Origin of the sequence: Arthrobacter sp. PL16 (assembly GCF_035985055.1) — a bacterium.
GTDB lineage: Bacteria > Actinomycetota > Actinomycetes > Actinomycetales > Micrococcaceae > Arthrobacter_D > Arthrobacter_D cheniae.
Genome location: NZ_JAXCIC010000006.1, coordinates 16,748 through 29,605, shown reverse-complemented (window position 1 = coordinate 29,605; position 12,858 = coordinate 16,748). Strand labels below are relative to the sequence as shown.

Annotated in this window: 15 protein-coding genes; 7 read left to right on the top strand and 8 right to left on the bottom strand. The window is 69.0% G+C overall.

What is annotated here, in order from left to right:
• Nucleotides 1–2 precede the first annotated feature (2 nt).
• From RCH21_RS12650 to RCH21_RS12640, 3 genes are read right to left on the bottom strand one after another with little or no spacing between them, the layout of a single operon-like run.
• Nucleotides 3–686 carry an NADPH-dependent F420 reductase gene (locus tag RCH21_RS12650; RefSeq protein WP_326964676.1) on the bottom strand — a complete coding sequence of 228 codons (684 nt, stop codon included), beginning with the start codon at nucleotides 684–686 and terminating at the stop codon, nucleotides 3–5.
• Nucleotides 687–720: 34 nt separating this feature from the next.
• On the bottom strand, nucleotides 721–1,479 hold the full coding sequence (locus RCH21_RS12645) for a response regulator (protein ID WP_326964675.1): 759 nt from the start codon (nucleotides 1,477–1,479) through the stop codon (nucleotides 721–723).
• Nucleotides 1,476–3,080, bottom strand: a complete 1,605-nt coding sequence (locus RCH21_RS12640; RefSeq protein ID WP_326964674.1) for a sensor histidine kinase — start codon at nucleotides 3,078–3,080, stop codon at nucleotides 1,476–1,478. The genes RCH21_RS12645 and RCH21_RS12640 overlap by 4 nt, the downstream gene beginning before the upstream one ends.
• Before the next feature lie 179 nt (nucleotides 3,081–3,259).
• On the opposite strand from RCH21_RS12640, the gene RCH21_RS12635 reads away from it, so the two are divergent.
• The 5 genes from RCH21_RS12635 to RCH21_RS12615 all read left to right on the top strand — a co-directional run bounded on the left by RCH21_RS12635 (nucleotide 3,260) and on the right by RCH21_RS12615 (nucleotide 7,939).
• Entirely contained in the window at nucleotides 3,260–4,267 is a 1,008-nt protein-coding gene (locus RCH21_RS12635) for a Bug family tripartite tricarboxylate transporter substrate binding protein (protein ID WP_120149593.1), read from the top strand.
• Between the two features lie 3 nt (nucleotides 4,268–4,270).
• Nucleotides 4,271–4,813, top strand: a complete 543-nt coding sequence (locus RCH21_RS12630) for a tripartite tricarboxylate transporter TctB family protein (protein WP_326964672.1) — start codon at nucleotides 4,271–4,273, stop codon at nucleotides 4,811–4,813.
• The gene (locus tag RCH21_RS12625; protein ID WP_326964851.1) at nucleotides 4,806–6,425 is read left to right on the top strand and encodes a tripartite tricarboxylate transporter permease; all 1,620 of its coding nucleotides are present in this window, start codon (nucleotides 4,806–4,808) and stop codon (nucleotides 6,423–6,425) included. Before RCH21_RS12630 ends, RCH21_RS12625 begins: the two co-directional genes overlap by 8 nt.
• The gene (locus RCH21_RS12620; protein ID WP_326964671.1) at nucleotides 6,422–6,817 is read left to right on the top strand and encodes a universal stress protein; all 396 of its coding nucleotides are present in this window, start codon (nucleotides 6,422–6,424) and stop codon (nucleotides 6,815–6,817) included. Before RCH21_RS12625 ends, RCH21_RS12620 begins: the two co-directional genes overlap by 4 nt.
• A gap of 102 nt (nucleotides 6,818–6,919) precedes the next feature.
• Nucleotides 6,920–7,939 (top strand): LLM class flavin-dependent oxidoreductase, encoded by a 1,020-nt coding sequence (locus RCH21_RS12615; RefSeq protein ID WP_326964670.1) that lies wholly within the window; start codon nucleotides 6,920–6,922, stop codon nucleotides 7,937–7,939.
• 62 nt (nucleotides 7,940–8,001) lie between these two features.
• On the opposite strand, the gene RCH21_RS12610 is transcribed toward RCH21_RS12615, so the two are convergent.
• The 3 genes from RCH21_RS12610 to RCH21_RS12600 form a co-directional block, all read right to left on the bottom strand.
• A complete protein-coding gene (locus tag RCH21_RS12610; RefSeq protein WP_326964668.1) occupies nucleotides 8,002–8,721 on the bottom strand; it encodes a GAF and ANTAR domain-containing protein in 720 nt (239 codons plus the stop codon).
• Between the two features lie 166 nt (nucleotides 8,722–8,887).
• Nucleotides 8,888–9,613 carry a GAF and ANTAR domain-containing protein gene (locus RCH21_RS12605; RefSeq protein WP_326964667.1) on the bottom strand — a complete coding sequence of 242 codons (726 nt, stop codon included), beginning with the start codon at nucleotides 9,611–9,613 and terminating at the stop codon, nucleotides 8,888–8,890.
• 111 nt (nucleotides 9,614–9,724) lie between these two features.
• Nucleotides 9,725–10,657: a transposase gene (locus RCH21_RS12600; protein ID WP_326964666.1), complete on the bottom strand. Its 933-nt coding sequence runs from the start codon at nucleotides 10,655–10,657 to the stop codon at nucleotides 9,725–9,727.
• Between the two features lie 226 nt (nucleotides 10,658–10,883).
• Between RCH21_RS12600 and RCH21_RS12595 the strand changes: the two genes are divergently transcribed.
• Both RCH21_RS12595 and RCH21_RS12590 read left to right on the top strand, forming a co-directional pair.
• Nucleotides 10,884–11,693 carry a hemerythrin domain-containing protein gene (locus RCH21_RS12595; RefSeq protein WP_326964665.1) on the top strand — a complete coding sequence of 270 codons (810 nt, stop codon included), beginning with the start codon at nucleotides 10,884–10,886 and terminating at the stop codon, nucleotides 11,691–11,693.
• Between the two features lie 159 nt (nucleotides 11,694–11,852).
• On the top strand, nucleotides 11,853–12,008 hold the full coding sequence (locus RCH21_RS12590) for a hypothetical protein (protein WP_326964664.1): 156 nt from the start codon (nucleotides 11,853–11,855) through the stop codon (nucleotides 12,006–12,008).
• Here RCH21_RS12590 and RCH21_RS12585 read toward each other — a convergent pair.
• Together RCH21_RS12585 and RCH21_RS12580 are read right to left on the bottom strand one after the other, a co-directional pair.
• Nucleotides 12,005–12,232, bottom strand: coding sequence for a hypothetical protein (locus tag RCH21_RS12585; RefSeq protein ID WP_326964663.1), 228 nt, complete (start codon nucleotides 12,230–12,232; stop codon nucleotides 12,005–12,007). The two genes, RCH21_RS12590 and RCH21_RS12585, sit on opposite strands and share 4 nt — an antisense overlap.
• A 175-nt stretch (nucleotides 12,233–12,407) precedes the next feature.
• Nucleotides 12,408–12,854: a hypothetical protein gene (locus RCH21_RS12580; protein WP_326964662.1), complete on the bottom strand. Its 447-nt coding sequence runs from the start codon at nucleotides 12,852–12,854 to the stop codon at nucleotides 12,408–12,410.
• Between the last annotated feature and the right edge of the window lie 4 nt (nucleotides 12,855–12,858).

Below are 12,858 nucleotides of genomic sequence, written 5' to 3'. Positions count from 1 at the left end.
CCTTACATCTCCGCGTACCGCTTCGCCTGCCCGAGCGCTCCGCGCAAGCCGTCGGCGTCCAGTACCGTTCCGTAGGCCGGGGTGTCCCGCTGGAATCGCCATCCCTCGGCGAGGGCACCCGCGTCCACGGCGTCGAAGCCGAACTCGTCAAGGAGGTCCACGACGGCCTGTTTGGCATCCGGCGCGTCGCCCGCGATCGGAAGCGCCCGCCGGCCCGGTGTCCCGGCGGGCGTGCCGCCGGTGGTCAGCTGCGCGAAATGGATGGTGTTGAAGGCCTTGACCACGGACGAGTCGGGGAGGTGGCGCTGAAGCATCTCGCTCGTGGTCGAGGTCTCGTCCTCGAGGTCGGCGATCCGGCCGTCACGCTGCGGGTAGTAGTTGCAGGTATCGATCACCAACTTGCCCGCGAGGGGTTCCACCGGAACGGAGTCGATGTCCTTCTGCGGAATGGTGACGACGACGACGTCGCCCAGCCTCGCGGCGTCCTCGACGCTCCCGGCCCGTGCCGCGTCGCCGAGTTCGTCCACGAGGCCGCGGAGCGTCTCCGGACCCCGTGAGTTGCTCATGATCACGTGGTAGCCGCGGGCGACGGCGAGGCGGGCGAGCTGCGAGCCGATGTTGCCGCTGCCGATGAAGCCGATGGTGCTGCGCGTGGTGTCCGTCGAGGGTGTCGTGTTCTCAGTCATGCCCTGGACAACCCCTGGGAACCGCGGTTATTCCTCAGCCGGCCCGTCCGCCGTCGGTCCATACGTAGAACTTCTCCGGGCGCCCCGCCGAACCGTACTGCGGCACGATGCGTGCCTGCCCCCGCGAGACGAGGAACTCGAGGTACCGACGGGCACTGACACGGGCCATGCCGAGACGATCGGCGACATCCGAGGCCGAGGTGCCGCGCCCGTGGCCGCGCAGGTCCAGCATGACGGCGTCGAGGGTCGGAGCCGACAGTCCCTTGGGCGTCGCGACGGTGACAGGGCCCGACGGCGCCCCGCCCGCGCCTGCTCCCGCCGTCGTGCGCAGCAGCTGGTCGATGCGCCCCTGGTCGAGCGCCGCGGACCCGTCGACCGCATGCGTGTCGAGCTCGCGGCGGTAGGCGACGTAGTGGTCGAGCCGCTGGTTGAGGACGGCTGCGTTGAAGGGCTTCACGAGGTAATGCAGCACGCCGCCCGCGACTGCGGCCCGCACGGTGTCGAGCTCCCGGGCGGCGGTGATGGCGATGACGTCGAGCGGCTCGCCCGGCCGGTTCCGCAGCGCGCGCAGCACGTCGATGCCCGTCATGTCCGGGAGGTGGATGTCCAGCAGCACCAGCCGCGGCCGGAGTTCGTCCGCCAGTTCCAGCGCCCGGGCCCCGGTGTGGGCCGCGCCGACGACGTCGAAGGCGCCGTGGGCGAGCAGGAACCCGGTGTGGATCCCCGCCACCTCGTGGTCGTCGTCGACGACGAGGGTGGGGATCAGCGGACAACCCGGGGGAAGCACGGTCATGGCACCTGCAGCGTGGAACGGGGCGCCGCGACGAGCGAGGGTGCGAGCCACACGGTGAACTCCGCGCCCCCGAGCTCGGCGTCATCGACCACGACCTGCCCGGAGCGGCGTCGGGCGATGCGGTCCACGAGCGCGAGGCCGAAGCCGCGCGTCCCGGTGTGCCCGCCGTCCTTGGTCGAGTAGCCGGACGAGAAGATGCCGTCGATGTCCTCGGCCGCGATGCCGGGTCCGTTGTCCGAGACCTCGATGCGCAGGGCGTCGGCATCCATCTCCAGGTGGACGGTGATGCGGCCGTCCGTCCGGCCGCTCCCGGTCACGGCCTCGATCGCGTTGTCGATCAGGATGCCGAGGATGGTGACGACGTCGGTGGTGCCGTCGGGTTCGAGCGTCGAGGTGTCGCTGATGGACAGGGTGATGCCCTTCTCTGCGGCGATGGTGCTCTTGGTCATGAGCAGGCTCGCCGCGTCCGGGTCCTGGATCCCGGGTGCGATGGTCCCGGAGACCAGCGACCCGCCGTGGCCCGAGCGGGAGATGAAGTCCACGGCCTGCTCCGTCCGGCCGAGTTCGAGCAACCCCGAGATGGTGTGCATCCGGTTGGCGAATTCGTGGGCCTGGGCGCGGAGGGCCTGGGTCGCGTCGCGCTCGCCGTCGAGGTCGGTCAGCAGCTGGTAGAGCTCCGTGCGGTCACGAAGGATCATCACGCGTCCCACCCGGGTCCCGTCGACGGAGGCATCGGAGGTGCGGGCAAGGAGCACACGTTCCCCGGACAGGACTGTTTCATCGGTGTCGGCGGGATCGGTGAGGAGGAGCGCGAGGGCGGGCTCCATGACGTCCTCCGCCAGCTGGCCGGTGGCGGAATCGTCGAGATCGAGGAGCCGTTTGGCCTCGTCGTTGAGGAGCGCGATCCGGTGGTGCTCGTCGACGGCGACCATGCCTTCGCTGATGCCGTGGATCATGGCGTCGCGGGTCTCGAGGAGGGAGGCGATCTGCTCCGGCTCCAGGCGGTAGATCCGCCGCCAGACGAGCCTGGAGATCCAGATGGCCCCGGCGGACCCGACGAGTGCGGCGACGATCAGCCACGCCAGCAGGCGGGGAAGGTCCTCGTAGAGGTCGGCGTCGAGCTCTGATTCGAGGGTACCCACCGACGCAGTGCCGATGATGCCGCCGTCGTCGCCGTAGATCGGTACCTTCACCCGCCACGACTCACCGAGGGTCCCGGTCTGGGTGCCTACGAAGGTCTTTCCCGACAGGGGGACCGATGGGTCCGTGGAGACGAGTCGACCGATCAGGTCGGGATTCGGGTGCGAGTATCGGATGCCCTCCTCATCGGTGACGACGACGTACGTCACGCCCGTGGACTGGCGGATGAGGTCCGCGATGGGCTGGATCGTGGCGCTGGGGTCCGCTTCGTCGAAGGCCTCGATCACGGAGGGCAGTTGCGCCACCGACTGGGCGACGCCGACCATGCGGTCCTCGTACTGCTCGCGGATCTGCATGCGCTGCATGGTGACGGCAGTGGAACCGGCGACGGCGACGATGACGAGCACGATGGCCAGTTGCAGCAGGAACAGCTGCGATCGAAGCGACATCGTTTTGATCATCCCCTTAGTGTGACACGCACTTCTGCGTTCCGATCGGCTGCCTGAGGACCTGTGACCACAAAGACCACTACGAGCACTACGACCGCATTCTTTACCCCCGGTCGGTGTGCTTCCTACCCTGAGGAAAGCAGTGGTGACCCCCATCACACCTCGCAGCACATCTCAAGGAAGAGAAGATCATGACGATCGATCGCACAACGGCGCGCCGTTCGACCCTCACCACCCTCGCCCTCGTCTCCGCCCTGGCCCTTTCGGCCTGCGGTTCGATGACGCAGAGCACTACCGCCGAGGAACCGGACGGAACCATCGAGAAGCTCAACATCGTGGTTCCCGCAGATCCGGGTGGCGGCTGGGACCAGACAGGCCGTGCCATGGAGGCGGACCTCAAGGAGAACGACCTCGTGGGCAATGCCTCCGTGGTCAACGTCGGTGGTGCCGGCGGTACCAACGGCCTCGCCCAGCTCGTCACCGAGACGGACCCCAACACGCTCATGGTCATGGGCTACGTCATGGTCGGCGCGGTCGAGACCAACAACGCGGCCAACCGGATCGAGGACACGACGCCGATCGCCCGCCTCACCGAGGAGCCCCTCGTGATCGTGGTCCCCGCCGACTCGCCGTACCAGTCCGTCCAGGACCTGCTCGATGACATCGAGTCCAAGGGCCAGGGCGTTTCCATCACCGGCGGTTCGGCCGGAGGCGCGGACCACATCCTCGCCGGTTCGGTCCTCAAGGAGGCCGGTATCGCGCCCGAGAACCTGAACTACATCCCCTACTCCGGCGGCGGCGAGTCCCTCGCGGCACTGCTCGGCAACAAGGTCAACGCCGGCATCTCGGGCGTCGGCGAGTACGCGGAGCAGGTTGAGGCCGGCAAGCTCCGCGCCCTCGCGGTCTCCGGCGAGGAAGCCGCACCGCAGCTGCCCGACACCCCGACACTCACCGAAGAGGGCATCGACCTGGTCCTCACCAACTGGCGTGGCGTCGTCGCCCCCGGGAACATCGACGACGCCCAGGCGGAGAAGCTGACCCAGCTCGTCACCGACCTGCACGAGACGGACACCTGGAAGGCCACCCTCGAGGAGAACAACTGGGCGGACGCCTTCCTGACCGGCGAGGAATTCGGAACCTTCCTCGACGAGGACATCGCCAGCGTCAAGACGACCCTCACCGACATCGGACTGCTGTAGCCGATGAGTACCTCCGTCCAGAACGCCCCCGGGAGCGGCACGGCCGCCGCTCCCGGCGCGCCGATCGGTGAGCTGGTCTTCGCCCTCATCATCGTCAGCATCGGCGTCGTCGGCTTCGTGTCCGGCGCGGGCATCCAGACCCCTCCGTCCGCCAGCGACATCGGCCCCCGCGCTTTCCCCTTCGCCGTCTCGGGCCTGCTCGTCGCCGTCGGGGCGAGCCTGGTGTTCCAGGTGCTCCGCGGCCACCGGGGCGCGGCCGACGAGGGCGAGGACGTGGACCTCGACGCGAAGACCGACTGGCTGACCGTCGGCAAGCTCGCCGGCTTCGTCCTGCTGCACTCGTTCCTGATCGTTCCGCTCGGGTGGCCCGTCGCCGCAGCGATCCTGTTCTTCGGCGCCGCCTGGTCGCTCGGAGCCCGCCCGTGGTGGCGCAACCTCATGACCGCGATCATCCTCGCGCTGGTGCTGCAGTTCGTCTTCGGGGGGCTCCTCGGCGTCTCCCTGCCCCCCGGATTCCTGGAAGGGCTCGGTGTCTTCGGTGGATAACTTCTTCCTGCTCATGGAGGGCTTCGCCACGGCGATGCAGCCCATGTACCTCCTGTTCGCGCTGGGCGGCGTGCTCGTCGGAACCGCAGTGGGCGTGCTGCCCGGCATCGGCCCCGCCATGACCGTGGCGCTGCTGATGCCCATCACCTACAGCCTCGAGCCGACGGCGGCGATCATCGTCTTCGCCGGCATCTACTACGGCGGCATGTACGGCGGGTCGACGACGTCGATCCTGCTGAACACCCCCGGGGAGTCGTCCTCGATCGTCACGGCGCTCGAGGGCAACAAGATGGCCAAGGCCGGCAGGGGAGCGGCAGCGCTGGCGACGGCGGCGGTCGGCTCCTTCGTGGCCGGCACCATCGCCACCGTCCTGCTGAGCTTCGTGGCACCCTATGTCGCGGCGTTCGCGGTGCAGATCGGTCCCGTCGAGTACGTGGCGCTCATGGTGGTCGCCTTCCTCACGGTCGGCGCGCTCCTCGGTTCGTCGGTGCTGCGCGGCCTTGCCTCGCTGGGCCTGGGCCTGTTCATCGCGCTCATCGGCTTCGACTCGCTCACCGCGCAGCAGCGCTACACGTTCGGAAGCCCCTTCCTGGCGGACGGGATCGACGTCGTCCTCGTGGCGGTTGCCCTCTTCGCCGTCGGGGAGGCCCTGTACGTGGGCTCCCGCCTGCGGCACGGGCCCATCAAGATCATCCCCGTGACCGGCGGCTGGACCAGCTGGCTCCGCAAGGAGGATTTTCGCCGCTCCTGGAAGCCCTGGCTCCGTGGCACGTTCATCGGTTTCCCCGTCGGGACCATTCCGGCGGGCGGCGCCGACGTCGCGACCTTCCTGTCCTACGCCTCCGAGCGCAAGCTCGCCAAGGGTGAGAACAAGAAGCAGTTCGGCAAGGGCGCCATCGAGGGCGTCGCCGGTCCGGAGGCCGCCAACAATGCGGCTGCGGCCGGTGTCCTCGTGCCACTGCTGACACTCGGCATCCCGACGACGGCCACGGCTGCGATGATGCTCGTCGCCTTCCAGCGCTACCAGATCCCTGTGGGCCCGCAGCTCTTCGAGTCCAACAGCACCCTGGTGTGGGCGCTCATCGCGAGCCTCTACGTCGGCAACCTGATGCTCCTCGTCCTGAACCTGCCCCTGGTGGGTATCTGGGTGAAGATCCTCCAGATCCCGCGGCCGTACCTGTACTCGGGAATCCTGGTGTTCGCCGTGCTGGGCGCCTTCTCGGTGAACTTCACCCCGATCGACGTCATCATCCTGCTGATCGTCGGCATCCTCGGGTTCTTCATGCGGCGCTACGGCTATCCGATCGCGCCGATGGTGGTGGGGTTGATCCTCGGCCCTATCTTCGAGAGCCAGCTGCGCCGTTCGCTGGCGATCTCGCAGGGCGATCCCGTGGCCCTCGTGCAGTCGCCGGTTGCCGCGACCATCTACGTGGTCCTGATCGTGATCTTCGCGCTGTCCCTGCTGCTCAAGCGTCGCCAGCGCCAGTTCGAGGCGATGGTCGCGGCGAATGCCGACGCGTCCGACGTCGTGCGCGGTTCCGCTTCGAACTCCGAGGCCGCTGTCGCACCGACCGCGAAGACCACCGATCAACGAGAGGACACCGACCGATGAGCATCATCGTGGTGGGTTATGTACCCAACGCCCTGGGCGAGGCGGCCGTGACCGAGGCCGTGGAGGAGGCACGACGCCGGGGGGCGGAGCTAGTAGTCATCAACACCACGCGCGCCGATCGCCTCGTCAATCCGGCGTACGCCGACTCCGAGGACGTATCCAAGCTCGAGGGCATGCTCGAGGCCACGGGTGTCCCGTACTCCATCCGCCACAGCATCTCCGAGGCCACCGCGGCCGAGGAGGTCGTGGACACGGCCGAGGAGGTGGATGCGGACCTGATCGTGATCGGGCTGCGGCACCGGACCCCGGTCGGCAAGCTGATCATGGGATCGACGGCGCAGACCATCCTGCTCTCGGCACGCTGCAACGTCCTAGCGGTCAAGCTGACCTGACGCTTCTTCCACGACGGCGGGTTCCTCCAGAAGGAGGGGACCCGCCGTCGGCATGACGCCTCCTGCGGGAATGCTGCGACGCCTTCCAGCGCTTCACCCGGCATGAAGAAGATCGGATTCCTGTCCTTCGGCCACTACCAGGATGTGCGCGGGTCGCTGGTGCCCACTGCCCAGGAGGCCCTGGTCCAGGCCATCGAACTGGCCGTGGCTGCCGAGGAACTCGGTGTCGACGGCGCCTACATGCGTGTGCACCACTTCGCGCCGCAGTACTCGTCACCCTTCCCGCTCCTTGCCGCCATGGCTGCCCGGACGAAGACCATCGAGCTCGGTACGGGCGTGATCGACATGCGCTACGAGAACCCGCTCTATATGGCGGAGGAGGCCGCGGTCACCGACCTCATCAGCAATCGGCGCCTTCAGCTCGGGATCAGCCGGGGCTCACCGGAGACCGCCCTCGACGGATCCCGCACCTTCGGCTACCTGCCGGACGTGGGCGCCACCGACGCGGACCTGGCCCGCGACAAGGCTGCGTTGTTCCGCAGGGCTATCGCGGGACAGGGCATCGCCGATGTGAACCCGCGCATGTCGGGCAGCACGGAAAAACTGCCGATCGACCCGCTCTCGCCCGGATTGCCCGAACGCATCTGGTGGGGATCCGGCACCAGGGCCACCGCGCAGTGGGCGGGGGAGCAGGGCATGAACCTCATGAGCTCGACCCTGCTGACGGAGGACACCGGCGTGCCCTTCGACGAGCTGCAGGCCGAGCAGATCGACATCTTCCGGAAGGCCTGGGCCAACGCGGGACACGCCTGGACGCCGAGGGTCTCGGTCAGCCGCAGCATCCTGCCGATCGTCAGCGAGGCGGACGAGTACTACTTCGGTATCCGGGCACAGCGCGAGTCGCACGACCAGGTGGGCATCCTCGACGGCGCCCGGTCCCGCTTCGGGCGCAGCTACATCGGGGCGCCCGACGTCATCGCCGAGCAACTGGCCTCCGATGCCGCCGTGCAGGCAGCCGATACGCTACTCGTCACCATCCCGAACCAGCTCGGCGTGGACTTCAACGCGGCGCTGCTGGGGAACATCGTCCGGCTCGTCGGACCGTCGGCCGGCCTGCGCTGACACTGCTGCGGGGTCAGCACCTCGAAGCCCGGGATATCACCTGCCGCTCCGGACGGCTGGTGCTAGGTGGCGGGCCGTCCCGCCCCTTCGGTGAGCTCGAGGGCGACATCCCCGACCGAGCACCGACCATCCCGAGCACGTGTGACGAGCTCGGCGAAAGCGGCGCGATCGTCGATCCCGAGGCGCGCCATGAGGATTCCCTTCGCCATCGCGATGCGGTCGCGTGTCTGCAGGGCCGCGGAAAGGTCCGAACGGATCTGCTGCGGTGTGTCCGTGGTCTGGACGTGACTGAGCAGAGCGGCGGCCGGCACAGCGAAGCGGGTGAGCGCCCGCTCGGTGGTCCCGTCGAAGGCGAACGCTTCGGTCGCGTAGACCTTCATGGCTCCGATCGTGGTGTCCCCCTGGATCAGGGGGACGCTCTGGCACGAACGGACCGACATCCCGGCGGCAGCCGCCGCCCAGCGGGGCCACCGCTGGTCGAGCGCGGTGGTGTCATCCGTCCGGACCGGAGTCGAGGTGGACCAGGCGCTGAGGCATGGTCCCTCCGACAACTCGTACTGCAATTCATCCGCCCGCCGGACGAGGGCATCGGTCGCCCCGGTGCTCGTGCGCTGTCCGTGGTGGATGAGCGAGACGCCGGCCCCGATCGCGCCGGGGATCAGATCACGCGCGGCTTCGGCGAGGAGGTCGACGGCGTGCTGCACCGTCTCTTCTGTGAGAAGGAGACCGCGGACGCGGCCGAACACGACGGCAAGTTCGTTGAGGGTAGGCTCTGAGTCCAAGATAAGCCTCGAATGTCCAGGTGCCGGTTCACCCGGCGAAAGTCAGCCGCCCGCTTCTGGACCCCTTCAGAATACTGAATCCGAGCGGGAGGGAGCAATCCGAGCGGCGCGCCATTCGCCTGAGGCTTAACGCCCAGGGTTTCGCACCGGCTGCCCGACGGTCCGTCTAGGATTCCTGCGTGGCCGATCCCACCACCCGCTCGGCCACCAGCCTGAGTTTCACGTTGCGGCTACTGGAAGCGCGCTGCAGGATCGCCAGGGCGTCGGCCTGCGAGCACTTGTTCTGGAACATGATGATGCCCACTGCCGTGTTGATGGTCTGGCGCGAGGTCAGCGCCGCCTCGAGATTGAGCCGCTCGTCATCCGCCGATGCCGCTCGGACCGTGAACCTGATAGACGACGAGGCTGCTTCCGCGAGCGCCCGGGCCGCACTGATGCTGGCCGCATCGAAGGCGTCGGGCTGCGAGGAGTAGATGTTCAGGGCGGCGCGGCCACTGTCCTCGAGGGAGAACGGGACACCGAGAATGGACCGGATGCGCTGGGTATCGAGTTTCGAGAGATAGGCGGGCCAGCGCACGTCCGTCGACGTATCCGGGCAGTACACGGCTTCGAGCGTCTCGGCGGCCTGCACGCAGGGACCCTCGTGGAAGCGGTTCTGAAACTCGTCGGCAGCACGCGCGACGTCGTCGCTGGCGGCCAGTGTGCCGGCCTTCTTGCGCCGGACGAGGGTGATCGCGCACGAGACGTGGCCGGGCGTCGACAGGCGTCGCGCCGCCATGACGGCGAAGTCGTCGAGGAACTCCTGCATGCCGGCCGTCTCGGTCAGGAGCGCGAACAGTTCGTCGTTGACGTCGCTCAGTATTTCCTGCTCGGTCACCATTCCCCCTGGCATCGCGGATTCCGCTGCTATCCGACACATCCTACGCCGTCGTTGCCGCCCCGGTGCCGCGAAATCCCTGTCGCAGCGCCGCCGGGACCTCCCTGGTCGACGGGCCGAGCCGACCTAGGCCGACAACTCCTCCAACGCCGCCCGTGCACCCCGCTCAATCCTCTCCGCCTCCTCGACGCTCCGCTCGGCGGCAAGCCTCTCCGCTTCGCGACGCGCCGTCTCCGCCTCGAGGTCGGCCAGCTCCCGCCGCAGGGCGTCGAGCCGCTCCTCGAGGTCCTCGACGGACGCCACCAGGCCGTCGCGGCGCACGCTGAGTCTCCGCGCGGCCCGCTCTGTCGTGGCCGCCGCCTCCTGTGCGTCCGTCAGCGCGTCCCGCGCGGCGTCGAGCCGGGCCTGGGCCTTCTGGCGGTCCGCGGCCGAGGGCTTCCTACCCGCCGACTGCGGGGCCGAGGGTCTCTTCTCGGACGGGGAGCCGTCCCCGTCGTCATCCGGCGCCGGGGGCGTGAAGGGGCCCGCGACGGCATCCTCGAGGTCCACGGCCTCCCAGCCGGTGGCTTCCAGCGTCCTCACGAGCCGGCCCGTGAGCACCGCGGCCGCCGCGGCCGGATCCGCAAGGGCCGCCCTGAGGGTCTGTTCCACGCCGGGCAGGGCTGCGGGTCCGACCTCGTGCCCCGCCTCGGCTGCCGCGTCCAGGGACTGGTGGGCGACGGCGGTGAGAAGCCGCTGTCGCTGCTGGCCGAGGGCATGGAGTTGTGCCCGGTCGAGGCTTGCCTGCGCCTCCTTGAGGGACGCGCCGAGCTCGAGCACCTGCTCCACCTCGTCGCGCCTGCGGGTCACGAGCATATTGACGAGCCAGGCGGCCGACGCCGGTTTCGGGAGTTTCCGCACCGCGGCTGCAAGGTCCTTGTCGCCGTGCTGCGCTGCCTCCTTGGCGGCTGCGTTCCTCGCCCCGATGAACTCGTCGAGGGGAAGGGCATAGAGCTCTGCTGCCTGGTCCGTCAGGTCCACGGCCACACGTCCTTCCTCGACATCAGGATGCCCTGCCATCGGCGACGTCCTGCAACCGTCCCACGGCCGGTACGCCTGCCCTTCTCTTCGGCGGCGAGTCCAGCCCGCTGTGAGCATCCCCGATTATAGGCACCGGTGGGAAGGCCCACCAGAGGCAAGGGTCGCTGTATCGGGCGGTCATGAAGGGGTTCAGATGGAGGAGGCGCCCGCTCACGCCCGGCGCCGCGAACCGCCATCCGGAGCACCATCCAGACCAGGAGAACCCGTGTACACCTCGGTTGCAGACCAGACCACCGACCAGCTCGGCGGACCGCTCAGCGTCCTCGTACGGCAGAAGCGCGACCACGTGAAGCTCAACGCGCTGATCGAACGGCTACGGGGGACAACGGGCGAGGACCAGGCCGGGGTGCTGCTCGACATCTACCGCCTGGTCTTCCCGCACGCCTTCGCAGAGGAATCCGTGCTGTGGCCCGTCATGCGCAGGGTCCTGCCCGACGGCGGCGAGCTCACCCTCGAGGTGGAGCGCGAACACCAGGAGGTCAACGAGCTGGTGAAGAAGCTCGAGGGGCTTGATGACAGCTCTCCCGAGCGCGCCGATGTTCTCGGTCGGTTGACCGAGGTGCTCGACGACGACGTCCGGGACGAGGAGGACGCCCTGTTCCCGCGGCTCCAGGCGAGGGTCTCCCGGCGTGAGCTCCAGGTGCTGGGCGTGCTCTGGGAACTGGTGCGGCGAGTCGCTCCCACGCGAGCCCACCCCGTGGTGGCGCGGAGGCCTCCCGGCAACGTGGTGGCCGCTTTGCCGCTGTCGGTGCTCGACAGGGGGCGCGACGCCGTCGACCTCGCGATCCTCTCGGCTCCCGGGAACCTGGTGCCGGTGCTGCACCGGGTCAGCTCGGCGCTCGCGAAGGCCTCGCATGCTGTCGAACTGCTGCCGATCATGCGGACAGGAGAAGACCCGTCGACCCGCTCTGTCGCCGGCACGCCGCCCTTTCCCTGGGGAACGGCGGTCCTGGCCATCGCGGCAGCCGGGCTGATCGGAGCCGAAGCCCTGAGAGCGGTGAGGCGGAACGGCTAGACCCTGTCCCGCCGCCCGTCCAGTTCCGTGTGGTTCCCAGCCTGTGGATGGCGCCGGCAGCCCGGGCGGTATGTACTGGGCTGAGCGCCCTCCGGCTGCCGGCCCAGTCCCGGTCCTGCCTCCGCCGGCCGGGCCCGAAGCGAAGAGAGGACGTACCCGATGGAAGCTCGATGCCCCAGCTGCGGTTCCGCCCTGATGGAACTGGGCGAGGACCAGTGGCCGGCCGAGGGGCCGGTGCCGCCGGGAACGCTCGCCGTGTTCCAGTGCGAGGAGAACCACCGCATCACGGTCGGGGAGACGCAGGTCTCGGCCTAGGAGCTCTCGGCGTCGCTGATGATGCGTGTGAGCTCGTCCCGCAGGGCGCGTGCTTCGTCGACGGTGATCTCGAGCCGCTGATCCTGTTCCACCCAGCCGATGCCGACCATCGGCCTGCCCTCTGCGTCCGCCGTGTGGGACAAGCCCACGGCGAGTGCACGGCCGCCTGTCCTCGTCACGTCGCCGACGATCAGTTCGCCGCCGTCGTCCTCTGCAACTGCCATGGTTCCTCCTCGATCCCGTCCGCCGGTCCTTTCCATGCTAGGCACGGCGGCGATGGCCGTGTCCAGCATTTCCGGGCCGGGTGCGGGGCTCCGGCGGCAGCCCGAGTCGCACGGGGACTATCCGGCCCCGGCCGGCGGCACGGGGACTACCCGACCCCGGCCGGCGGCACGGGGATCACCCGGCGTCCGCAGGCCGCACCGCGAGATTCGGGTGGAGCAACTGGAAGCCTTCGTCCGCCAGGTCGTTGCGGTCGATGTCGTCCGGCAGGAGCACGGCCGTGACCCTGCTGTCCCGGATGGTCGCACCCGCCTCGCCCGCCATGAGTGGGGCGCACTCGAGCCCCACCCCGATGCCTTCCTCGATCAGCAGGCAGACGGTGTCCGCGGTGCCGTTCCCTTCCACCGGCCGTGCCGCGAAGTATTCGACGCCGTCGCGCTCGGCCAGGAACCGGGTGGAGGCGAGGTCTATGCCGTCGAGGTCCGTCTGAATGGTCAGGACGTCCTGATCGGTCTGGTCCCGGTCCAGGACGCCGAGTACCGGGCCGGCACAGCCGGCCAGCCCGAGGACGGCCAGGCACATCCCGGCGGCCAGGATGCGGGAGCGGGCGGCCAGACAGTGCATGACA